The organism is Achromobacter sp. 46006 (genome assembly GCF_059761975.1).
Map to the genome: position 1 here is coordinate 1 of NZ_JCBANN010000079.1, position 22446 is coordinate 22446.

The window sequence follows — 22446 nt, forward strand, 5'->3', positions numbered from 1 at the left end:
GCGTTCCAGCGGGCGTTTTGCGAGGAATTCCTGGTGCCGACGGCGAGACTCGAACTCGCACAGCTTTCGCCACTACCCCCTCAAGATAGCGTGTCTACCAATTTCACCACGTCGGCGATTTTGACCAGAAAAGGTGTGCTTTCCTGGAAAGTCGAACATTCTATCACGTAATTATCAATCCGCGTGAATCAGTCTCGCCAGCGCTGGCATCACACTGTCATGTCGGCCGGCAATACTGCCAAAGCCATGCCGCCGTGGCGAATACTTCCCGGATATTCATATGAACCGGAATTCGTTGGCGCACATGCCGGGCAGGCTTACGATGCCAGCCATACACGATAAACAGGGCCCCAGGCCCACGAAAGGCTCCACCATGCAACGCTTGATATCCCCGATCCTGACCCGCCGCCCCACGCTGCTCGCCGGCCCGCGCAGCGCACGCCGCTATGACGCCGTAGTGTCCTTGCGAGCCTACCGCGAGGCCCGCCAGTGGCGCGAATCCGCCCAGCGCATCCTCGCCGTATCCGCGCGCCACATGCTGCCGGGCGCCTGAGCCGCCAGGCGCGGCGATGACATTGCCCGCGCACCCATGAAAAAAGCCCTGCGATGCAGGGCCTTTCCAATAGGGCAACCAGGCTTATTTGGCCGGGGTTTCCGCCGGCTTGTCGCCCGCGGCGGCGGGAGCCGACGGCACCGACGCATCCGGCTTGGAAGCGGCGGCCGGGGCCGGGACCGAAGCGGCGCCCGGGACCGACGAAGCCGCGCCCGGCACGGACGAAGCCCCCGGAACCGACGACGCGCCACCGCCCTGCGGCGCGGGCGCGGCGCCCGGCACTTGCGGCACGGAGCGGTCGGCCGGGAAATTCTGCATCACACCCGAATCGACGGCCGAGGCGCTCGACCCCTTGTGGCTGACATAGGCCAGACCGGCCGTGGACGCGAAGAAGACCACCGCCGCCCACTTGGTGGCGCGCGAGAGGAAGTTGGCCGCGCCGGTGGCGCCGAACAGGCTGCCCGCCGAGCCGCTGCCGAAGGCGGACCCCATGTCGGCGCCTTTGCCCTGCTGCAGCAGGACCAGCACGATGATAGCCAGCGCCGAGATCACTTGGACGGCCAGCAGAAGTTTGAGCATCAAGGGCATTACAGACTCCGGAACGGAAACTTAGATGGCGGCGATTCGCAAAAATTCTTCGGCCACGAGCGACGCGCCGCCGACCAGGGCTCCGTCGATATCAGTCATGGCGAACAAACTGGCGGCATTGGCAGCTTTGACGCTGCCGCCGTACAAAACCTGCACCTGGGCCGCGCCCAGCGCGGCCAGGGCGGCGCGGATGGCGCCGTGGACTTCCTGCGCCTGCTCGGGGCTGGCGGTGCGGCCGGTGCCGATGGCCCAGACGGGCTCGTAGGCCAGCACCATGCGCGACACGGCCTCGGCGCCCAGCGCCAGCACCGGCTCGAGCTGGCGCTCGATCACGGCCAGCGTGTTGCCGGCCTCGCGGTCGGCCAGCGATTCGCCCACGCACACCACCGGGGTCAGGCCGGCGGCCAGGGCCGCGCGGGCCTTGTCGGCGACCATCTGGTCGGTTTCACCGTGCAACACGCGGCGCTCGGAGTGGCCGGCCAGCGCATAGCGGCAGCCGAATTCCTTGAGCATGGCGCCGGCGACTTCGCCCGTGTAGGCGCCCTTGTCGTGGGCGCTGACGTCCTGCGCGCCCCACGACACGGCGCTGCCGGTCAGGGCCGAGGCGGCCTGCGCCAGATACGGAAACGGAACGCAGACGCCAATTTCGCAATGGCTGGCGGCATCCGCGGCGCGCAGTTCGGTCAGCAACGCGGCATTCTCGGCCAGGTTGCCGTGCATCTTCCAGTTGCCCAGCACGAGGCGGGCGCGGTGTTCGACTGAAGTCATGGCGCAAATGTCAGAGTGGGTGGACCCGGGGGAAAAGCACCCGCCCACGGGCTGGCCTGGAAATAATTCCAGGCGAAACCCGTGATTGTATCCTGTTGCGCGGCGCCGCGCCGAACGCCACGCGTTTCTTACACGGTCAGGATGATTTTGCCGATGTTCTCGCCGCCTTCCATCATGGCGTGGGCCTGGGCGGCCTGGGCCAGCGGGAAGGTGGCGTGGACGATCGGCTTGATCGCGCCCTGCTCCAGCAGCGGCCAGGCGCGCTCGCGCAGCGCCTGGGCAATGGCGCCCTTGAAGGCCACCGGGCGCGGCCGCAAGGTCGAACCGGTGATGGTCAGGCGGCGGCGCATGACCTGGCTGGTATCGACATTGGCCTGCGCCCCGCCCAGTTGGGCGATGATGACGATGCGGCCGTCGTCCGCCAGGCACTGCATGTCGCGGGCGATGTAGTCGCCGGCCACCATGTCCAGGATCACGTCGACGCCACGGCCGCCGGTGGCGTCCTTCACTTCCTTGACGAAGTCGTGCGTCTTGTAGTTGATGCCGCGCGCGGCGCCCAGGGCCTCGACCGCGCGGGCGCGGTCATCGCTGCCGACGGTGGCGTAGACCGGGTTGCCCATGGCGCGGGCCAACTGGATGGCCGTGGTGCCGATGCCGCTGGCGCCGCCGTGCACCAGCAGGCTCTCGCCATCGGCCAGGCGGCCGCGGTCGAACACGTTGCTCCAGACGGTGAAATAGGTTTCCGGCAGGCCGGCGGCTTCGATATCGGACAGGCCCTTGGGGATCGGCAGGCACTGTGCCGCCGGCGCGACGCAGTATTCGGCATAGCCACCGCCCGCGACCAGGGCGCAGACCTTGTCGCCGATCACGAAGCCGCTGCCGGCCAGGTCGCCGCCGACGATCTCGCCGGCCACTTCCAGACCCGGCAGGTCGGACGCCCCTGGCGGCGGCGCATAGTTGCCCTTGCGCTGGAACACGTCGGGGCGGTTGACGCCCGCGGCGCTGACCTTGATCAGGACTTCGCCCTTGCCGGCTTCGGGCATGGGGCGTTCGGCGGGAACCAGGACCTCGGGGCCGCCCGGGCGTGAGATTTCTACACAGTGCATCGCGTGCCTCCTTCGCAGCAAATGGATTATTATTGCGCCCTTTACGGCAAGTCGCGTTGTCGTCGGGTAGAGTGTTTGCCTGGCGGCCGGATTGCCGCCTCCGCAGTACAGTGCGGGACCAGGAAGCGTGGCAGAGTGGTCGATTGCACCGGTCTTGAAAACCGGCAACGGGCAACCGTTCGTGAGTTCGAATCTCACCGCTTCCGCCAGAAATCCGTCCGCCCCCCCTCTTTTGCGACATTGCCCGTCCATCGGCGGGCGGCGCAGCCGATCGCATCGCGCCCCAGGGCGCGGGCCCCGCCTCAGGCGGCCAGGGACGCGACGTAGGTCTTGGGAATGCCCGCCGCCGCCACGCCGCTGCGCAAAGTCTCCTGCGGCAACGACGCCGCCAGCAAGGCGCGCGCGGCCAGCAGCCTCGGCAGGTCGACGCCGGTGCGGTAGCCCATGCTTTCCAGCATGAACACCAGATCCTCGGTGACGATATTGCCCGACGCCCCCGGCGCGAACGGGCAGCCGCCCAGCCCGCCCAGGCAGGCGTCGAACGCGCGGATGCCTTCATCCAGGCCGGCCAGCGCATTGGCCAGGCCCAGCCCCATGGTGTCGTGCAGGTGCAGCTTCACCAGCCGCGCGCCGACAGCATCCTTGGCGGCGCGCACGGCCTCGCGCACGCCTGCCGGATGGGCATAGCCGACGGTGTCGGCCAGCGCGATCTCGTCGGCGCCGGCGCGCATCACCGCCGCGGCCACCTGCGCCACGCGGCGCACCGGCACCGCGCCTTCCAGAGAGCAGCCGAAAGCGGTGGCCACCGCCACGTCCAGCCGCACCGGCCGCGCCTGCGCCCGCAGCCAGTCGGCGACGGCGGCCACGGCCTCGACCTGCGCGTCGGTGCTCTTGCCGACGTTGGCGCGGCTGTGCGTGTCGCTGACGGACACGGGAATGGCGACCACGTGCGCGCCCGCCTCATACGCCGCGATGGCGCCCTTCAGGTTGCAGGCCAGCGCGCACACGGTCAGGCCTTCGATGGCCAGCACTTGCGGCAGCAGTTGCGCCGTGTCGGCCATCTGCGGCACCAGGCGCGGCGACACGAAACTGCCCACCTCGATCTCGCGCAGGCCCGCGGCCGCCAGTTGGCGTATCCAGCGCAGCTTGTCGGCGGCGGCCATCATGCCACGCGCCATCTGCAACCCGTCGCGCGGGCCTACCTCGCACAATCTCACTGCCTGGTCCATGTCGTTTCCCTGGTCGAATGCGCGCCGCCCGCTATTGCTGCACCACGATGCCCGCGGTGGCGATGGTCTGGCGGGCCTTGCCGATGTCCGAACGGATCAGCGCGGCGAACTGCTCCGACGACACCGGATCGGCCTCCAGCCCCTGCGAGGCCAGCGCATCGCGCACATCCTGGCGCGCCAGCAGCTTGTTGAAATCGGCGTTCAGCCGCGCCACCACGGCGGCCGGCGTCTTGGCTGGCGCCAGCACGCCGTAGTAGGTCACCACGCTGAAATCCTTGTAGCCCAGCTCGGCCACGGTCGGCACGTCGGGCAGCGCGGGATTGCGCTTGGGCGAGGTCACCGCCAGCGCGCGCACCTTGCCCGCCTTGATCAACGAGGCCGCCGACGAGATCGACGAGCCGGCGAACTGCAGGTGGCCGCCCATCAGGTCGGCCAGCGCCGGCGCCGAACCCTTGTACGGCACGTGCTGCATCTTGAATCCGGCCTGGTGCTGCAGCATCTCCATGGCAATGTGCACGCCGCCGCCGGTGCCCGAGGTGCCATACGACAGCGTATTGGGCGCCTTGCGGGCCGCCTCGATCACCTCCGGCAGGGTCTTGTACGGCGAGCTGTCGGACACCAGCAGCACCATCGGCGTGGTCGCGACCAGTGCCACCGGCACCAGGTCCTTGACCGGGTCGTACGCCACCTTCATCAGCAGCGGAATCAGCGTCACGTTGTCGGACTGGCCGATCACCAGGTCATAACCCTGGGCCGGCGCGCGCGCCGCCTCGGCCAGCCCCAGCGCCGTACCGGCGCCCGGCTTGTTCTCCGGCACCACCGACCAGCCGTTCAGCTCATGTAGTTTGTTGCCCATCAACCGCCCGATATAGTCGGTGCCGCCGCCCGGCGTTGACGGAATGATGATGCGGATGGGCTTGCTGGGATAGTCCTGCGCATGGGCCACACATGCGACGGCCATCGCGGCCATCGCCAAGAGTCTGCGGATCATCGGAAAGTCTCCTCTTTGATGGATGTCTTGGCGGTCTGGCGCCGCCTCGACGGGGACAAGTTCTACGGCCTGTTCATGCCTGTTCCTCGCAATGCACCACACCCGCGGCGCGCAGGGCCTCGATGCGCGCGGCGTCCAGCCCCAGCCCGCGCAGGATGGCTTCGGTATCGCGGCCCTGGGCCGGCGGGTCCAAGCGCTTGCCGGCCTTCAGGCCGTCGAATTCGATCGGCAACGCCGCCGCCGCGATGGCGCCGCCATCCGGTAGCGCGGTGGCCAGCAGCGCGCCGTTGGCGTTCAGGTGTTCGTCGTGCAGCAGGTCATGCGGCTGGCGGATCGGCCCATACGACAGATTGGCCACCTCCAGTGCCGCGCACAATTCATCGGTCTTCCAGGTCTTGAGGATCGCGCCCACGCCCGGCACCAGCCAGGAACGCGCCGCCTCGCGGTCCACGGCGGTGGCCAGGCGCGGATCGGCGGCCCATTCGGGCGGCAGGAATTTCTGCGCGAAATTGCGCCACTGGGCATCGCCCACCACCGCCACGAACACACGCCCGTCGGCGGTCTCGAACACGTCGTACACGCCCCATGGCGGCTTGCGCTCCGCGCCAAAGGGTTTGGGCGCGGCCCCGGTCAATTGGTACTGCGCGATGAACTGCGCCACCAGCAGCAGGTTGTTCTCGAACAGGCCCGAGCGCACATGGCGGCCGCGTCCGGTGACATGGCGGTCATGCAGCGCGGCCAGCGCGCCCACCACGCCGAAGGTGCCGCCCAGGATGTCGTTGACCGACGCCGCCACGCGCTGCGGCGTGTCCGCGCCGCCATTGATGTAGGCCAGCCCGCCCATCATCTGCACCACCTCATCCAGCGCGGTGCGGTGCTTGTAGGGGCCGGACAGGAAGCCCTTGAGAGACACATAGATCAACCGCGGGTTCTCGGCCGACAACGAGGCGTAGTCCAGCCCGTACTGCGCCAGGCCGCCGTCGCGGAAATTCTCGACCACCATGTCGGCCTGCAATGCCAGCCGCCGCGCCAGCGCCTGGCCCTCGGCCGATTTCAGGTCGATCGACAGGCTCTGCTTGTTGCGGTTGAAGACGGGAAAGTAACCGCTGCCCGAGCCCTTCAGGCGACGGGTGCGGTCGCCGTCGATCGGCTCCAGCTTGATCACCTCGGCGCCCAGGTCGGCCAGCGCCAGGCCGGCGGCCGGCCCCATGATCATGTGGGACAGTTCCAGCACCTTGATGCCGCGCAAGGGCAGCTCGTCCTGGTTCATGAAGGGGGAAGCCGGTGCTGCGGTCATCGACATTTTCCTCTGGCCTGCGCCGTGGATCGAAGGCCCGGGCGCCAGGGGCCCGAGCGGTACGCAGCCATCATCGCGGGCGCGGCGGCGCGGGAAAAGCGCTCTTTCAGCACCGGGGCATTCTCGTTTCGGAACGTCCGGGTTAGTCTTAGTAACGCGAGGCTAGGGCCACGGCGCCGCGCCCATGTGCGCCAACAGGGCGCGCGCGGCGGGTGGCAGCGCGTCCAGTTCGCGCACCGCGATGCACAACGGCGTGCCCGCCCAGGGCCCGGACAGGGCGATGAAGCGGATATCCGGGCTGGCGTGGCGCGGCTTCAGATACATGGGCACCACCGCCACGCCCATGCCGCGCGCCACCAGATTGCAGATGGTCTCGTGCGAACTGACACGAGCGCTGATGCGGCGCGTCACGCCGGCCTCGCGCGCCGCCTGCTCGAACACCGCGCTGATGCCGTTATCGCGGTTCAGCTCGATCTGCTCATAGGGCAGCAACTGCGCATAGTCCAGGATCTCGCTGTCGGCCAGCAGGTGCTGTCCCGGCACCACCGCCGCCAGTTCGCAATAGCCGCAAGGAAACACCTGCAGGCCATCGTGGCCGAAGTCCGAGCCCACGGCCACATCGGCGCGGCCCTGCAGCACCTCCTGGAAGACCTGCTGCGTGGTGCTTTCCTCCAGCGCGATCTCGATCTGTGGGTAGGCGCGGCGAAACGACTGGATCTGCGCCGGCAGGTCACCCGACAGCGCCGCCACGCTGGCCGCCAGCCGGATGCGCCCCCGCACCCCGGTGGCAAAGGCCGCCATCTCGCGGTGCATACGCTCCATCTGCTGCAATACCCGCCGCGCATGCTCGGCCAGCGCCTGGCCGGCGGGCGTGGCCTGCACACCCTTGACGTCGCGCGCCAGCAGCGGCACGCCCAGGACCTCTTCCATCTCGATCATGCGCTTGCTGACGGCCGAAGGCACGATGTTCTCGCGCGCCGCGGCACGTGCCAGGCTGCCCTCTTCCAGCGCCGCCAGGAACAGGCGCAGGGAAACCGGATCGATATCGCGGGGATGGGACGGGGCGGGCAACGGGCGCTTCATGGCGGCAAGTGTCCCGCGTTGCGAGGCGCCGCAGGGATCGGGGTTTTCCCCAGCGGGCCGTCAGCGCCTCCGGCGGACGCCGGGCGCCCCGGCCCACGACCAGTCATAGCCCTGCAGCAATGCCAGCAGGGCGCGCCGGGCCACGGCCACGGCCTCGTCCCGCAAGGCATCGGCGCGCCAACCCATCTCTATGGCGTAGCCCGGCATGGCGACCGGGCACGGCAGCAACCTCAGGCCCGCGACCTGCGCCAGGCCGCGCGCCGCGTGCGTCGGCAGGGTCGCCAGCGCGTCGCCGCCGCGCAGCAGGAACGCCAGCGCCGAAAAGTGCGTGGTCGCTGCCAGCACCCGCCGCTTCAATCCCTGGGCGTGCAGCACTTCATCGACCACGCCGATAAAGCCGCCCGACGACACCAGCACGTGCGGACGCCGCGTGAAATCCTCCACCGACAACGCATCCTGCCCCGGCGCCAGGCTGGCCGGATCGACCAGGCAGGCGTAGCCGCCCTGCCCCACGGTCACGCGCTGCAACGCCGGCGCGGTCAGGCCGCCGGATGCGATCACCAGGTCGACCTCGCGCGCCATCAGCATGTCGGCCACCAGGCGGCTGTGGGCCTGGCGGAAGATCAAGCGCAGCCCCGGCGCCGCCACGGCCAGCGCCGCGATCGCCTCGCGCCCCAGCGCGATCTCGAAATCGTCCGACAGCCCCAGCGTGACCGAGCGGCCGTCGAATCCCGCCGCGCCCGGGCGGGCCAGCGACAGGCTCTGCCGGCACTTGTCCAGCGCCTCGCCAATGATCGGCCGCAGCTCGCGCGCCCGCAGGCTGGGCGACAGGCCGCGCCCGGTGCGCGCGAACAGCGGGTCGGCATAAAGCACGCGCAGCCGCGCAAGCGCCGCGCTGACGGCCGACTGGGTCACACCCAACCGCAATGCCGCGCGCCCGGCGCCGCCTTCGTCGTAGATCGCCTCGAACACCTTGAGCAGATTCAAGTCTGTCGACTCGATATCGATTCTATTCATATCATTTATCGCCAGATGGGATTGATCGATTTTAGGCCGGCGCCGACACTGGCGGCAGCCCCATCAGCCTCTCCGCACAAGGAACCCCCATGACCGCCAAAACCGTCGCCGCGCTGCAGATCGGCGCCTCGCCCGAGGGCAAGGAACACACGCTGGAACGCATCCTCGCCTTCGAGGCCGCGATAATCGATGCCGGCGCCGCGCTCGTGGTCATGCCCGAAGCCCTGCTGGGCGGCTACCCCAAGGGCGAGATCTTCGGCACCCGCCTGGGCTACCGCCTGGCCGAAGGCCGCGAGGCCTACGCCCGCTACTACCAGAACGCCATCGACGTGCCCGGCCCCGAGACCGACGCGCTGGCCGCGCTGTCGCAACGCACCGGCGCCAGCCTGGTGATCGGCGTGATCGAACGCGCCGGCAGCACGCTGTACTGCACCGCGCTGTACTTCGATCCGGCCACCGGCCTGGCCGCCAAGCACCGCAAGCTGATGCCCACCGGCACCGAACGGCTGATCTGGGGCCAGGGCGACGGCTCGACCCTGCCCGTGCTGGAAACGGCTGCGGGCCGCGCCGGCGGCGCCATCTGCTGGGAAAATCACATGCCGCTGCTGCGCACCGCCATGTACGCCAAGGGCGTGCAGATCTGGTGCGCGCCCACTGTTGACGAACGCGACATCTGGCAATGCTCGATGCGCCACATCGCCCACGAGGGCCGCTGCTTCGTCATCAGCGCCTGCCAGGTGCAACCCTCGCCCGCCGAGCTGGGCCTGAACGTGCCCGGCTGGGATCCGCAGCGCCCGCTCATCAACGGCGGCTCGCTCATCGTCGGACCGCTGGGCGACGTGCTGGCTGGCCCGCTGCACGGCCAGACCGGCCTGCTGACGGCGACCATCGATGTCGACGAACTGGTGCGCGCGCGCTATGACTTCGACGTGGTCGGCCACTACGCGCGGCCCGACGTCTTCACCCTGGAGGTGGACGAACGCGCCCGCCAGACGGTGCGCTTCATCGGCTGAGTTTTCCACACGGGCGGCCTTGCATGACGGGCCGCCCGCCCGCGAGTGGTATAGTCACGCCCGCCGGATACCGCTGCGCGCTCGCGCCGCACACCCAGGTATCCCCATTGCGGTTTCCTGTCGGAACCCCAATGCCCGAGTGGTGAAATTGGTAGACACAAGGGACTTGAATCCATTTGAGCCCTCCGGAGGAAACTCCAGAGGTGTAGCCCGTCAAACTCGGCGAATGCCCTGGACCCGTTCCGAGCCAACGCCGAGCCAAGCCCGGTTCGCGAGAACCGGGAAGGTGTAGAGAGCAGACGGCGGGCACCTAAGGCCGCAAGGCTAAGGTGAAGGCGTGCTCCAGACCACGAACGGCGCCCCGCGCGCCGGCGGCGAAAGCCGAAGTGGTACGAAAATCCCTCGGCCGCAAGGCCGTACCGGTTCGATTCCGGTCTCGGGCACCATCGCACGCCTCCGTCGGCCCGCGCTTGCGCGTCCTTGCCGCCCCTATTCCTCTTCCCCCGTGGACATCCGGCCCTGGCCCGCTTTCCAGGCAGGCACGCCAAATATAGAATTGCGTCTGATTCCTATTCGCAAATCTTTTTCATCATCGTGCAAGCGCCCTCAAATCCTGCGGCGGCCGATCCCAACCTGGTCGCGACGATGTACCGCGAACACCACGCCTGGCTGTTCGCCTTCATGCGGCGCCAGACCGGCGGACACACGGCCGACGCCTGGGACCTGGTGCAGGACACCTTCGAGCGCCTGCTGCGCCAGACGTACCTGGAACCGCGCGGCTGGAACCGCGGCTACCTGGCCACCATCGCCCGCCGCCTGCTGATCGACCGCCACCGGCGCCGCGAGCTGGAGGCCGCTTACCTGGCCGCGCTGGCGCAACAGCCCGAGCCGCTCTCGCCGTCGCCCGAAATGCTGGCCCAGGTATCGCAGCAACTGCTCGCAGTGTGCGCGGCGCTGGACCGCATGCCGCGGCGCATGCGCGAGGTGTTCCTGCTGGCGCGCCTACAGGGCCTGCCCTACGAAGCGATCGCGGACCGCCTGCAAATCACGGTCAACATGGTGCAGAAAGACATGGTCCAGGGTTGGCAACGCCTTTATCACGCGCTCGATGTCTAGACGCCAATCCGACGTAGTCGCGCAGGCCGCGGGCTGGCTGGTGCGCCTGGAACAGGACGGCAGCGCCGCCACGCGGCAGGCCTGGCAGCGCTGGTACGAAGCTTCGCCCGCGCACGCCAAGGTCTGGCGGCGCTTCGAACTATTGCAGGATGCCGTGCCCGCAAGCGGCGATGCCGCTGCCGCCGCGCTCGGGGCCATCGACTTTCGCCACACGCGCCGGCGCACGCTCAAGTTGCTGGCGGCCGGCGCGGGCATTGCAGTGGGCGGCCCGCTGCTCTATCGGCAGGCCCGGGAGGCGGGCTGGCTCGCGGCCTACCGCAGCGCCACCGGCGAACAGCGCAGCCTGACGCTGAACGACGCGGTGACGCTGATGATGAACACCGGCACCGCGCTGGACCTGAGGCAGGACGGAGGCCGCCTGGACATCGAACTGCACGACGGCGAGATCATGCTGGACACCCGCGCCGCGGACTCGGCGCTGCGCGTGTTGACGCGCGGTGGCTGTATCGTGCCGACCCGCGCTCACCTGGTGGTGCACACGCATGGCCCATTGACCCGCGTGGCGCTCGATGCGGGGCAGGCCGTTCTCACCACCCGAGGCGATCTCGGCCTGACCCTGCGCGCTGGCGACGTGCGCCGCTTCTCGGCGCACCGCATCGAGCACGAAACAGGCTGGGCCGGGCGCGAGTTCGCCTGGGTTCACGGCATGTTGATCGCTGAGGATATGCCGCTGGAGGCGTTTGCCAAAGAACTGGCGCGCTATCGGCCGGGCCTGATCCAGTGCGACGAGCGCGTGGCTGCCCTGCGCGTGAACGGCAGTTTTCGCCTCAAGGACACGGACCAGGTCCTGGAGGCGCTGGCCATCACGCTGGGCCTGCGGGTGCGATACCGCACGCGCTACTGGGTTCGCGTGGAACCGGCATGATGAGAAACAAAATGTAAGTGTTCGGCAGATTCCTGGCACCCACTCGTTAGGACAAGTTGAAACCCGCTGCGCGGGTCCCAACCGAAGAACCCATACCGATGTCCCAACGATTCCCTCCCAGGGGCGGCCGAATCCGCCGCTTCAAGCCAGCCACGCTTTGCCTGCTTCTGTGCGCCGTCGCGCTCGCCACGACGCCGCCCGCGCGGGCAGCGGAAAACGCCACCGTGGACATCACGCTGCCGGCGTTGTCCTTGCAGGACGCGCTCCTGCGGCTGGGCCAGGCCGCTCGCATCACCATCATCAGCGCCCCGCCGCTCACGGCAGGCAAGCAGGCGCCTGCCATGCACCTGCAGGGATCGGTGACGGACGCGCTGCGGCAGTTGCTGCGAGGCAGCAAGCTGCGGGCGGTGCCCAACGCCAATGGCGAGGGCTACCGCATCGAACCCGTGCCCGAGGCTATCGGAGCAGGCGCGGCCCTGCTGCCCAGCGTGACGGTGACCGGCCAGGGCATGGGCGACATCGGCACGCTGGCCCTGGACAGCAGCGTGGGCACCAAGACCGGCACGCCGCTCATCGAGACCGCGCAATCCGTATCCGTGGTCAACCGCGAGCTGATGGACATGATCGGAGCAAAAAACACCGCCGAAGCCTTGCGCTACAGCGCCGGCGTCGCGGTAGGCTCGTATGGCGTGGACAGCCGCGTCGACGAGATTTCCGTGCGCGGCTTTCGCACGGGCAGCTTCGCCAACAACCTCTACCTGGACGGCCTGCGCCCGCCGGGCAGCAGCAGCGGCGCCACCGCCTCGGCCACACAGTTCGACGGCTTCGGCCTGGAGCGGGTCGAAGTACTGCGCGGCCCTTCGTCGGTCCTGTACGGCCGGATCGCGCCGGGCGGGCTCGTCAACGTGGTGAGCAAGCGGCCCACCGATTACGCGCGCGGCGAGATCGGGGTCGGCACTGACAACTACGGCCTGGCGCGCCTGAACGCCGACGTCAGCGGGCCGCTGGACGAATCCGGCGAATGGCTGTACCGCGTGGTGGGCACCGCCTACCACTCCGACACCCAGGTCGACTACGTTGAGCTGAACCGCGTGATGCTGGCCCCCAGCCTGACCTGGCGGCCGTCGGCCCGCACCTCGGTGACCCTGCTGGCCAACTACCAGCAGGACCGCGGCGGCAGCACCTACCAGTTCCTGCCTTCCCACGGCACCTATTACGCGACGGACCATGGCCGCTTCGGTTCTGGCCGCTTCCTGGGCGAACCCGGCTTCAACCGCTACGATCGCACCCAATACGCCATCGGCTATGAATTCAGCCATGCCCTGACCGATCAGGTGAAGCTCGGCCAGAAGCTGCGCTACATGCGAGTCGATACCGACAACGCCGGCGTCTCGCGCCAGGGCGACCTGCAGGCCGACGGCCGCACACTGCGACGCACGGCGTCCAGCAACCGGATTCGCTCTGAAGGCTTCACGGTCGACAACAACGCCCAATTCGATTTCGGCCTGGGCCGCACCGAACACACCCTGCTCACGGGCCTGGACTATCGCACCCAGACCATCCGCGTGGCGCAGGCGTCAGGCAAGGCTTCATCGCTCGACGTCTTCGACCCGGTCTACGGCAGCCCCGTCGTCCTGGGCGCCATGACGCCCACCCGGCGCAGCGACAGCGAGCAGACCGGCATCTACGCGCAGGACCAGATCCGCTGGGGCCAGTGGGCCGCCACGCTGGGCGTGCGCCACGACTGGTCGCGGGACAACTCGCTGGTGCGCGCCACCGGCGCCAAGACGCATTACGAAGACGAAGCCACCACATGGCGCGCCGGCGCGGTCTACCTGTTCGATAACGGCCTGGCGCCCTATGCCAGCTATGCCACCTCGTTCGAACCGGTAAACGGGGTCGGTTACGAGGACCGGCCCTTCAAACCGACCGAAGGCAAACAGGCCGAGATCGGCATCAAGTACCAGCCACCGGGTTCGCGCAGCATGATCACGTTCTCCGCGTATGAGATCAAGCAGCAGAACATCACCACGCCGGACCCGGATCCCACGCATTTGTGCAACGGCAGCCAGTGCCAGGTCCAGACCGGCGAAGGCCGCGTCCGTGGCCTGGAGCTGGAAGGAAACTTCGCCCTGACCGATCAAATCACGGTCGTCGCCTCGGCGACGCTGATGCGCAGCGAAGTCACCAAGAGCAATGGCACGGAGCAGGGCAACGAACTGCCGCGCGTGCCGCGCCACAGCTACAACCTGTGGGCGGACTATCGCCTGCCGCAGGACATCGCCCCGGGCCTGAGCCTGGGCGCGGGCCTGCGCCATATCGGCAGCAGCTACGGCGACACCGCCAACGCGTACCGCAGCCCCTCGGTGAACCTGATCGACGCCGCCATTCGCTACGATCTGGGCGCGCTCTCTCCCAGCCTGAAGGGCCTGAAATTCTCCCTCAACGCCAGCAACCTGGCCGACAAGGAATATCTGGCAAGCTGCTCGGGCAGCGCCAGTTGCTACTACGGCGCGCGGCGCAATATCTCGGCGAACCTGAACTACACCTGGTAGGCCTTCCATGAAAAACAAGATCACGCGTCCGATTTCCGCCGCCGTGCTGGCGTGCATCCTGGCCACGGCGGCGCAAGCGCAAGCGCCTGCGGCGACGCCCGACGCCCCGTTGCGTCCGGGCATGCAGCCACTCGGAGACACCGTGGCCGACCATCCCTCGGCGGTGTACCGCTACGAAACGCACAATCTGGATTCGGACGATGGCAAGCGCCACTACCGCATCCAGATCGCCATCCCCAGGAAGGCGCCCGACAGCGGGGGCAGCGCGGTGCTCTACATGCTGGACGGCAACGCCGCCCTGGCCACGCTGACTCCAGCCGACCTGGACACGCTGGGACGGAGCCGCACGCCGGTGCTGGTGGCGCTGGGCTACGACGTCGATACCCGCAACGACGTCGTGTCGCGGGCCTATGACTACACGCCGCCGGTATTCGCGAACGGCAAGCCCGTGCCCGACCCAGTGGTGCGCGGCCGCGTCGGCGGCGGCGCCGACATTTTCCTGGAGTTCATCCGCGCCAAAGTGAAACCGCTGGTGCGCGAACGCGCCGCCATCGACCCGCAACGCGAATACCTGTGGGGTCACTCGTACGGCGGGCTCTTCACGCTGCACGTGCTCTTCACGCAGCCGCAGGCCTTCGCCCGCTACATCGTCGGCGACCCCTCGGCCTGGTGGCACGACGGCGCGCTGATCGAGGAATGGCGGCGGTTCGACGCCCGCAAGGCCGCCGGCAAGCGGGTGGCCATCCTGGTCGGCACCAAGCCGCGCGATCCCAACCGCCCCCTGCCCGGCGGTGCGGTGCGCACGGCGGGCGAGGATCCGCGCGCTGCCGTGCGCGAAATGGCCCAGGGCCTGAGGTCCGCGGGCGCCGACGCCAGCTATGAAGCCTTCCCGCAGTTCGGCCATGGCGAGATGATCCGGGCATCGCTGGAACGCGCGCTGGAGGTCGCGATGCAGCCTTGAAGCCTGGGGTTCCGGCGGATGCGCTTACACTGCACGGTCGCGGCCGCGTCCCGGCCGCTGCGAACACACTGCCAGCCTTGACCACTCCGACCGCCACCCCGCCCTTCATCGTCCTGGACGCCTGCGTCCTCATGTCCGGCATCCTGCGCCGCCTGCTGCTGCGCCTGGCCGAGGCCGGCGTGTTCCAGCCGGTCTGGACCGAACGCATCGGCGAGGAATGGCGCCGCAACGCCTGCCGCATCTGGGACATCCCGCCCGAGGTAATGGCCGAGTTCTGGGCCGAGATGAACGCCCGCTTCCCCCAGGCCATCGAGCAGGACACCCAGGCCTACGAGGCCTCGCTGCGCTACAGCGACCCCAAGGACTTCCACGTCATCGCCGCCGGCCTGGCGCGCCGCGCCCGCTGCCGCCTGCAACAGACGCCGGTGGTGCAGGTGCTGACCTGGAACCTGAAGGATTTCAACCGCTCGGAACTGCGGCGCCAGGGCCTGGACGTGTACAACCCGGACCGCATGCTGGCGCAATGGTGGCAGGACGGCGCCGAGCGCATGCGCGAGGCTATCGCGCAGATCCCGGCCGACTACGTGGCGCTGGGGCGCGAGCCCGAGCCGCTGGCCGCGACCTTGCATCGCGAGCGGCTGTACCGGCTCAAGAACCAGGTGGGACGCGACCCGCAACTGGGCCGCCTCTGACTCAATGGTCGTGGTTGCTGGCCGCGAAACCCGCCGCGTTCAGGATGTCGATGACTTCCTGGATGTGCTCCGGCCCACGCGTCTGCAGCACGAAATCGACTTCCACGTTGCGCACCGGCAATGAGGTGAACGCGCGCTGGTGATGCACCTCGGTGATATTGGCCTGGGCGTCGGCGATCAGCTTGGTGGCGTGCGCCAGCGCGCCCGGCAGATCGCGCAGGTCGACGCGGATGCGGGCCAGGCGGCCGGCGCGCACCATGCCGCGCTCGATCAGCTCCCCCAGCATCAGCGGATCGATGTTGCCGCCGGTCAGCACCAGGCCGATGCGCTTGCCCTTGAAGCGCTCGCTGCCGGCCTCCTGCGCGCGCAGCAGCGCCGCCAGGCCGGCCGCGCCCGCGCCTTCCACCACGGTCTTCTCGATTTCCAGCAGCACCACGATGGCGTGCTCGATGTCGGCCTCGCTGACCAGTTCGATGTGATCGACCAGTTGGCTGACGATCGGCTGCGTCAAGCCGCCGGGCGACTTGACCGCGATGCCTTCGGCGATGGTGTACTGGCCGTTCGGCATCGACACACCCTTGATCGCGGCATACATGGCGGGAAAGCGCTCGGTCTGCACGCCGATGATCTCGATGCCGGGCTTGAGCGCCTTGGCCGCGGTGGCGATGCCCGAGATCAGGCCGCCGCCGCCGATGGCGATCACCAGCATGTCCAGTTGCGGCTGGTCTTCCAGCATCTCCAGCGCCACCGTGCCCTGGCCCGAGATCACGGCCTCATCGTCGTAGGGGTGGATCATGATCAGCCCGCGCTGCCTGGCAAGCTCGTAGCCATGCGCCTTGGCGTCGTCGAAGGTATCGCCTGCCAGTACCACTTCGGCGCCGAAGCGGCGCGTGTTGGCGACCTTCACGGTCGGCGTGAAGCGCGGCATCACGATCACGGCCGGCACGCCCATGCGCTGCGCATGATAGGCCACGCCCTGCGCGTGGTTGCCGGCCGACACGGCGATCACGCCCGCGCGGCGCTCGTCGTCCGACAGCGTCAGCATGCGGTTGAGCGCGCCGCGCTCCTTGAAGCTGGCGGTGAACTGCAGGTTCTCGAACTTCAGCCAGATCTCCGCGCCGAAGATGTCGGACAGCGTGCGCGACAGGGTGAACGGGGTCTTGAGCACCTGGCCGCGCAGGTTCGCGCGGGCGGTCTGGATGGAAGCGATATCGATCACGATGGAAAAATCCCGTTAGCGCACCGGCAGGAAATTGAACAGCAGAAGGCCTTGCGCATAGTTGATGCCGATGCGCCGCGAGTTCTCGCCCAGCAGGTTGGCGATCAGATCGAGCCGACCAATGATGGCGCCGAACTCGCGCTCGAAACTCAGGTTGGTGGCCTGCGGCGACATCTCGTTGGCCAGCAGCAGCGGCTCGCCCAGGCTGTTGCGGCGCGATGCCAGCAACCAGGCCGCGGCCTCGACGTTCCGTGCGGCATTGTAGACCCGCTGCCCGTCCAGCGCGTCGGTGGCGTACAGCCGGGTCTTGCCGTTATGCGCGGCGATGATGGTGTCGGCCAGGCCGTAGATGAAGGCACCGACCCGGTCGCCGCTGTAGTTGGGGTCCAGCGATACGGCCAGGATCTGGATATCGTGCAGGCCGGCCAGGTCGGCCGGCGGAATGCGCACCTCGATCGCATGCTTGACGCGCGATACCGCGGTGGCATGGTCGGCCACGCCGGTCTTGCGCCATTCGCGCGGATTGCGGCGGTAGAGCTTGTCCAGCAGGCTGTAGAGGCTGGCCAGGTTGTCGCGCACCTCGAGGGTGACGGTGCGGTTGAAGTCGGTCTGGATGAACTGGTCGGCCGACATGCCTTCGCCCTTGGGCGAGCCCTGGCCCGGCCCCGGCGCGGACATGCATCCGGCCAGCAGCGATCCCAGCAGTACGGCCGCCGCCGCGGCGCGTCCTCGCCATCGCGTCATGCTCGATCCATCCGAATCCCCCCTGTTGGCGCCTTGCCGGCTCGCGCCGCGCCGGCGCTCGTGTCACGCGCAAGACTTTACCGTATGCCGCGCGAAGATGGGAGATACCGGGGATTCAAAGACGAAAGGAGATGAATCAGCGCCGCTCTCAGGCAAAAAAACGGCGCCTTCGAAAGGCGCCGTTTTCAGCAGGGAAAGGCAGGCCTTATTCGGCTTGCGGTTCCGCTTGCGGGGCGGCTTCGGCGGCGGGCTGCTGCTGCTCGATGCCACCGATGGCCTTGATGGACAGGCGCAGGCGGCCCTTGTCGTCGGCCTCGATGACCTTGACGCGGACCTGCTGGCCGACCTTCAGCACATCGTTGATGTTGGCGATGCGGTAGTTGGCGATTTCCGAGATGTGCAGCAGGCCGTCGCGGCCCGGCAGCACTTGCACGATGGCGCCGAAGTCCAGCAGGCGCAGCACCGAGCCCTCGTAGACCTGGCCCACTTCGACGTCGGCGGTCAGCTCGACGATGCGGCGCTGGGCTTCCTTGGCCTGCGCTTCGTCGACGCTGGCGATCACGATCGTGCCGTCGTCGGAGATGTCGATCTGGGTGCCGGTTTCCTCGGTCAGCGCGCGGATGGTGGCGCCGCCCTTGCCGATCACGTCACGGATCTTCTCGGGGTTGATCTTGATGGTCAGCATGCGCGGGGCGAAAGCCGACAGCTCGCCGCGCGAACCATCCAGCGCTTCCTTCATCTTGCCCAGGATGTGCAGGCGGCCTTCGCGGGCTTGCGCCAGCGCCACTTGCATGATTTCCTTGGTGATGCCCTGGATCTTGATGTCCATCTGCAGCGCGGTGACGCCGTTTTCGGTGCCAGCGACCTTGAAGTCCATGTCGCCCAGGTGGTCTTCGTCACCCAGGATGTCGGTCAGCACGGCGAACTTGCCGCCGTCCAGGATCAGGCCCATGGCCACGCCGGCCACGTGATCCTTGACCGGCACGCCGGCGTCCATCATGGCCAGCGAGCCGCCGCAGACCGAAGCCATCGACGACGAGCCGTTGGACTCGGTGATTTCCGACACGATGCGGATGGTGTACTGGAAGTCTTCCGGGGCCGGCAGCAGCGGGATCAGCGCGCGCTTGGCCAGGCGGCCGTGGCCGATTTCGCGGCGCTTGGGCACGCCGATGCGACCGGTTTCGCCGGTGGCGAACGGAGGCATGTTGTAGTGCAGCATGAAGCGGTCACGGTACTCGCCCATGAGCGCGTCGATGATCTGCTCGTCCTGCTTGGTGCCCAGCGTGGCCACGACCAGCGCCTGGGTTTCACCACGGGTGAACAGGGCGCTGCCGTGCGCGCGCGGCAGCACGCCCAGGCGCACGCTGATGGGACGCACGGTGCGGGTGTCGCGGCCGTCGATACGCGGCTCGCCGTTCAGGATCTGGCCACGCACGATGGCCGATTCCAGCGAGAACAGGATGTTGTCGACGGTGACGGCGTCCGGCGCCGGCTCGCCCTTCTCGGCGGCGGCGGCGTTCAGCTTGGCCGACACGTCGGCGTAGACTTCACGCAGCTTGGTGGTGCGGGCCTGCTTTTCGCGGATCTGGTAGGCGGCGTTCAGGCCTTCCTGGGCGGCCGACGTGACGGCGGCGATCAGGGCCTCGTCCTTGGCGGGCGGCTGCCAGTCCCAATCGGGCTTGCCGGCGTCCTTGACCAGTTCGTGGATGGCGTTGATGACGGCCTGCATCTGCTCGTGGCCGTAGACCACGCCGCCCAGCATGATTTCCTCGGACAGCTGGTCGGCTTCCGATTCCACCATCAGCACGGCGTTTTCGGTGCCGGCGACCACCAGGTCCAGCTTCGAGGACTTCAGTTGCGACGCGGTCGGGTTGATGGCGTACTGGCCATCGATGTAGCCCACGCGGGCGGCGCCGATCGGGCCGTTGAAGGGGATGCCGGAGATGGCCAGCGCGGCCGAGGCGCCGATCATCGCGGGGATGTCGGGGTCGATTTCAGGATTGACCGACAGCGTGTGGATGACCACCTGGACTTCGTTGTAGAAGTCTTCGGGGAACAGCGGACGCAGCGGACGGTCGATCAGGCGCGAGGTCAGCGTTTCCTTTTCGGACGGCTTGCCTTCGCGCTTGAAGAAACCACCGGGGATGCGGCCGGCGGCGTAGGTCTTTTCGATGTAGTCGACGGTCAGCGGGAAGAACGTCTGGCCCGGCTTGGCCTTCTTGGAGGCCACGACAGTGGCCAGGACGACGGTGTCCTCGATCGACACCACAACGGCGCCGGAGGCCTGGCGAGCGATTTCGCCGGTTTCCAGGACGACCGTGTGCTGGCCGTACTGGAACGATTTAGTCACTTTATTGAACATGACGATTATTCCTTACAAATGAAAAACCGTGGCCGTCGCGACATGCGTCGCACCGACCACGGTTGCGTCATGGGGAGCCAGCCCCGTCGATCACTTGCGCAGACCGAGTTTTTCGATCAGTGCGCGGTACGAATCGGGATTGCGGCCCTTGAGATAGTCGAGCAGCTTGCGGCGACGGCTGACCATACGCAGCAGACCGCGGCGCGAGTGATGATCCTTCATGTGTTCTTTGAAGTGACCGGTCAGCTCGTTGATACGGGCGGTGAGCAGAGCCACCTGGACTTCGGGGGAGCCGGTATCGCCTTGAGCGCGTTGGAATTGCGCAACGATATCGGATTTCTTGATGTCAGCTACAGACATGGATGACCTCTTCGGACATGCGACAGGGCCGAGGCGCCCTGACGTGGTTGAAAAAAAATCGCTGCCGGCGACAAGCGTTGTTGCGTTCTCACTGCTGCTTCGGAGCCACCCTGGAAACACCGGGAACCCGGGGCCAGCGCCCTGTTGGATTCCCCTCCAGCCCAGCCCCGTTGCCGGCGCAAAGCATCTTGCAAAATCAATACACTTGATAAAGCCCGACGATTATAGCCGATTCGCTAGAATTACCCCAGAGACACCGCCGGCCGCCGCCAGGCCGCGCCGACGCCCCGCAGGAAGGCACCTGGAGCCAAGACATGTCAAATTATTACGGAGCTGCCCGCACCACCCTCGCCGCCGTGGCCCTCGCCGGCCTGGCCGCCTGTGCCAATCTTGCCCAGGTTGCTCCCGGCACGCCGCTGGCCGAGGTCCAGGCCCAGTTCGGCCGCCCCAACTTCGAATGCCCCCAAGCCAACGGCGGGCGCCGCGTGATATGGACGCAGCAGCCCATGGGCCAGTACGCCTGGGGCGCCAACGTCGGCGCCGACGGCCGGGTCGACCGTGTCGTGCCGCTACTGACCGACGCCCACTTCAAGGTGCTCGAACAAGGCCAATGGAGCCCCGACCGCGTGCGCTGCGAATTCGGGCCGCCAGCCCGCATCGACCAGGCTGGCCTGGGCGAGAAGCGCGAAGTCATCTGGTCGTACCGCTACAAGGAAAACAGCGTCTGGAATTCGCTCATGTACGTCTACATGGGCCGCGACGGCAACGGCGTCACGCACTTCCACCCTGGCCCGGACCCAATGTACGACGACGACCGCTTCATGTGGCGTTGATCCACGCGGCCAAAAAAAACCCGCTCGAGGCGGGTTTCTTTTTTACCAGGCCAGATCAGGACGACTGACCGCGGCGCTCCTGCTGCAGCCGGCGGGCGCGGTTCCAGCGCCAGGCCCAGATGACCCAGCCCGAAAAGCCGTACAGCACGAACAGGCCGAACAGCACCACCGGAGGATCGCTGGACACGAACACGAACACCGCCACCACCAGCAGGATTCCCCAGAACGGCACGCTGCGGCCCAGGGCGAAACTCTTGCCGCTGAAGAACGGCGCATTGGACACCATGGTGATGCCGGCGTACATGGTCAGCGTGAACGCGACCCAGGCCATCACGCTGTCGTGGATCGGCAGCTTGTTGTCGACGGCCAGCCACACGAAACCGGCCACCAATGCGGCGGCCGCCGGGCTCGGCAGCCCCTGGAAGTAGCGCTTGTCGACCACCGCGATATTGGTGTTGAAGCGCGCCAGGCGCAGCGCGGCTCCCGCCACGTAGACGAACGCCGCCAGCCAGCCCCAGCGCCCCAGGTCGTTCAGGATCCATTCGTACATCACCAGCGCCGGCGCCACGCCGAACGAGGTCATGTCGGACAGCGAATCGTATTGCTCGCCGAAGGCCGACTGGGTGTTGGTCAGGCGCGCCACGCGGCCATCCATGCCGTCCAGCACCATGGCCACGAAAATGGCGATGGCGGCGACCTCGAAGCGGTTGTTCATGGCCTGCACCACGGCATAGAACCCCGCGAACAACGCCGCGGTGGTGAATGCGTTGGGCAGCAGGTAGATGCTTCGGTGGCGGTTCTCGGAATCGCGCATGGAAAAATTGGGCATGGTCTCAATTACTTACGACAGACATTGAAAGGTTAACTCATCTGGCCCCACAACGGGCCGCAGCAAGGGCCATGCCCGCCGCGATCCGGCCCCGCCGACGCGCAAAGCCCGCCCGCGCCCGACTTCGCGCACTTCCTGCGCAAATAAAAGCGGCATGCCCTCGCCAGGCATGCCGCTTTCGGCCGGCGCGCGCGGGGCGCAAGCC

Annotated in this window: 21 protein-coding genes and 2 tRNA genes; 9 read left to right on the forward strand and 14 right to left on the reverse strand. The window is 67.8% G+C overall.

From position 1 onward, the window contains the following. Positions 1 to 31: 31 nt before the first annotated feature. Positions 32 to 116 (reverse strand) — tRNA-Leu (locus AC6LKG_RS24120). Positions 117 to 373: 257 nt separating this feature from the next. Here AC6LKG_RS24120 and AC6LKG_RS24125 point away from each other — a divergent pair. Next, positions 374 to 553, forward strand: coding sequence for a hypothetical protein (locus tag AC6LKG_RS24125; RefSeq protein ID WP_175131361.1), 180 nt, complete (start codon positions 374 to 376; stop codon positions 551 to 553). A gap of 84 nt (positions 554 to 637) precedes the next feature. Here the strand turns inward: AC6LKG_RS24125 and secG are convergent, their stop codons facing one another. From secG to AC6LKG_RS24140, 3 genes are all read right to left on the reverse strand, one after another. Beyond that, positions 638 to 1141 carry a preprotein translocase subunit SecG gene (gene secG / locus AC6LKG_RS24130; RefSeq protein ID WP_498169013.1) on the reverse strand — a complete coding sequence of 168 codons (504 nt, stop codon included), beginning with the start codon at positions 1139 to 1141 and terminating at the stop codon, positions 638 to 640. A 21-nt stretch (positions 1142 to 1162) separates the two neighbouring features. Continuing rightward, entirely contained in the window at positions 1163 to 1909 is a 747-nt protein-coding gene (gene tpiA, locus AC6LKG_RS24135; RefSeq protein WP_498169016.1) for a triose-phosphate isomerase, read from the reverse strand. A gap of 128 nt (positions 1910 to 2037) precedes the next feature. Continuing rightward, positions 2038 to 3015, reverse strand: a complete 978-nt coding sequence (locus AC6LKG_RS24140; protein ID WP_498169019.1) for an NAD(P)H-quinone oxidoreductase — start codon at positions 3013 to 3015, stop codon at positions 2038 to 2040. A 121-nt stretch (positions 3016 to 3136) separates the two neighbouring features. Here AC6LKG_RS24140 and AC6LKG_RS24145 point away from each other — a divergent pair. Further along, a tRNA-Ser gene (locus AC6LKG_RS24145) sits at positions 3137 to 3224 on the forward strand. Between the two features lie 93 nt (positions 3225 to 3317). Here AC6LKG_RS24145 and AC6LKG_RS24150 read toward each other — a convergent pair. The 5 genes from AC6LKG_RS24150 to AC6LKG_RS24170 form a co-directional block, all read right to left on the reverse strand. Beyond that, positions 3318 to 4244 (reverse strand): hydroxymethylglutaryl-CoA lyase, encoded by a 927-nt coding sequence (locus AC6LKG_RS24150; protein ID WP_498169022.1) that lies wholly within the window; start codon positions 4242 to 4244, stop codon positions 3318 to 3320. Positions 4245 to 4275: 31 nt separating this feature from the next. Next, positions 4276 to 5235 (reverse strand): Bug family tripartite tricarboxylate transporter substrate binding protein, encoded by a 960-nt coding sequence (locus AC6LKG_RS24155; RefSeq protein ID WP_498169025.1) that lies wholly within the window; start codon positions 5233 to 5235, stop codon positions 4276 to 4278. A gap of 73 nt (positions 5236 to 5308) precedes the next feature. After that, entirely contained in the window at positions 5309 to 6532 is a 1224-nt protein-coding gene (locus AC6LKG_RS24160; RefSeq protein ID WP_498169026.1) for a CaiB/BaiF CoA transferase family protein, read from the reverse strand. 162 nt (positions 6533 to 6694) lie between these two features. Next, complete coding sequence (locus AC6LKG_RS24165; protein WP_498169029.1) at positions 6695 to 7615, reverse strand: LysR family transcriptional regulator; 921 nt, start codon at positions 7613 to 7615, stop codon at positions 6695 to 6697. A gap of 60 nt (positions 7616 to 7675) precedes the next feature. After that, positions 7676 to 8632 (reverse strand): LysR substrate-binding domain-containing protein, encoded by a 957-nt coding sequence (locus AC6LKG_RS24170; RefSeq protein WP_498169032.1) that lies wholly within the window; start codon positions 8630 to 8632, stop codon positions 7676 to 7678. Between the two features lie 89 nt (positions 8633 to 8721). Between AC6LKG_RS24170 and AC6LKG_RS24175 the strand changes: the two genes are divergently transcribed. The 6 genes from AC6LKG_RS24175 to AC6LKG_RS24200 all read left to right on the forward strand — a co-directional run bounded on the left by AC6LKG_RS24175 (position 8722) and on the right by AC6LKG_RS24200 (position 15894). Continuing rightward, a complete protein-coding gene (locus AC6LKG_RS24175; protein WP_498169033.1) occupies positions 8722 to 9645 on the forward strand; it encodes a carbon-nitrogen hydrolase family protein in 924 nt (307 codons plus the stop codon). 594 nt (positions 9646 to 10239) lie between these two features. Next, the gene (locus AC6LKG_RS24180) at positions 10240 to 10761 is read left to right on the forward strand and encodes an RNA polymerase sigma factor (RefSeq protein ID WP_498169035.1); all 522 of its coding nucleotides are present in this window, start codon (positions 10240 to 10242) and stop codon (positions 10759 to 10761) included. Beyond that, on the forward strand, positions 10754 to 11686 hold the full coding sequence (locus AC6LKG_RS24185; RefSeq protein ID WP_498169037.1) for a DUF4880 domain-containing protein: 933 nt from the start codon (positions 10754 to 10756) through the stop codon (positions 11684 to 11686). The genes AC6LKG_RS24180 and AC6LKG_RS24185 overlap by 8 nt, the downstream gene beginning before the upstream one ends. Before the next feature lie 224 nt (positions 11687 to 11910). After that, positions 11911 to 14241 (forward strand): TonB-dependent siderophore receptor, encoded by a 2331-nt coding sequence (locus AC6LKG_RS24190; protein WP_498169040.1) that lies wholly within the window; start codon positions 11911 to 11913, stop codon positions 14239 to 14241. Between the two features lie 7 nt (positions 14242 to 14248). After that, entirely contained in the window at positions 14249 to 15202 is a 954-nt protein-coding gene (locus AC6LKG_RS24195) for an alpha/beta hydrolase (RefSeq protein WP_498169041.1), read from the forward strand. A 68-nt stretch (positions 15203 to 15270) separates the two neighbouring features. Further along, on the forward strand, positions 15271 to 15894 hold the full coding sequence (locus AC6LKG_RS24200) for a PIN domain-containing protein (protein ID WP_498169051.1): 624 nt from the start codon (positions 15271 to 15273) through the stop codon (positions 15892 to 15894). A gap of 1 nt (position 15895) precedes the next feature. On the opposite strand, the gene AC6LKG_RS24205 is transcribed toward AC6LKG_RS24200, so the two are convergent. From AC6LKG_RS24205 to rpsO, 4 genes are all read right to left on the reverse strand, one after another. Further along, entirely contained in the window at positions 15896 to 17113 is a 1218-nt protein-coding gene (locus AC6LKG_RS24205) for a threonine ammonia-lyase (protein ID WP_498169044.1), read from the reverse strand. Between the two features lie 15 nt (positions 17114 to 17128). Then, entirely contained in the window at positions 17129 to 17857 is a 729-nt protein-coding gene (locus AC6LKG_RS24210) for a hypothetical protein (RefSeq protein ID WP_498169046.1), read from the reverse strand. A gap of 205 nt (positions 17858 to 18062) precedes the next feature. After that, complete coding sequence (pnp, locus tag AC6LKG_RS24215) at positions 18063 to 20219, reverse strand: polyribonucleotide nucleotidyltransferase (protein ID WP_049071836.1); 2157 nt, start codon at positions 20217 to 20219, stop codon at positions 18063 to 18065. Positions 20220 to 20309: 90 nt separating this feature from the next. Further along, positions 20310 to 20579: a 30S ribosomal protein S15 gene (gene rpsO, locus AC6LKG_RS24220; RefSeq protein WP_006223612.1), complete on the reverse strand. Its 270-nt coding sequence runs from the start codon at positions 20577 to 20579 to the stop codon at positions 20310 to 20312. Between the two features lie 314 nt (positions 20580 to 20893). Here rpsO and AC6LKG_RS24225 point away from each other — a divergent pair, with 314 nt between their 5' ends. Then, the gene (locus tag AC6LKG_RS24225; protein WP_498169049.1) at positions 20894 to 21412 is read left to right on the forward strand and encodes a hypothetical protein; all 519 of its coding nucleotides are present in this window, start codon (positions 20894 to 20896) and stop codon (positions 21410 to 21412) included. Between the two features lie 55 nt (positions 21413 to 21467). On the opposite strand, the gene pssA is transcribed toward AC6LKG_RS24225, so the two are convergent. Continuing rightward, positions 21468 to 22241 carry a CDP-diacylglycerol--serine O-phosphatidyltransferase gene (pssA, locus tag AC6LKG_RS24230; protein ID WP_006389119.1) on the reverse strand — a complete coding sequence of 258 codons (774 nt, stop codon included), beginning with the start codon at positions 22239 to 22241 and terminating at the stop codon, positions 21468 to 21470. Positions 22242 to 22446 lie beyond the last annotated feature (205 nt).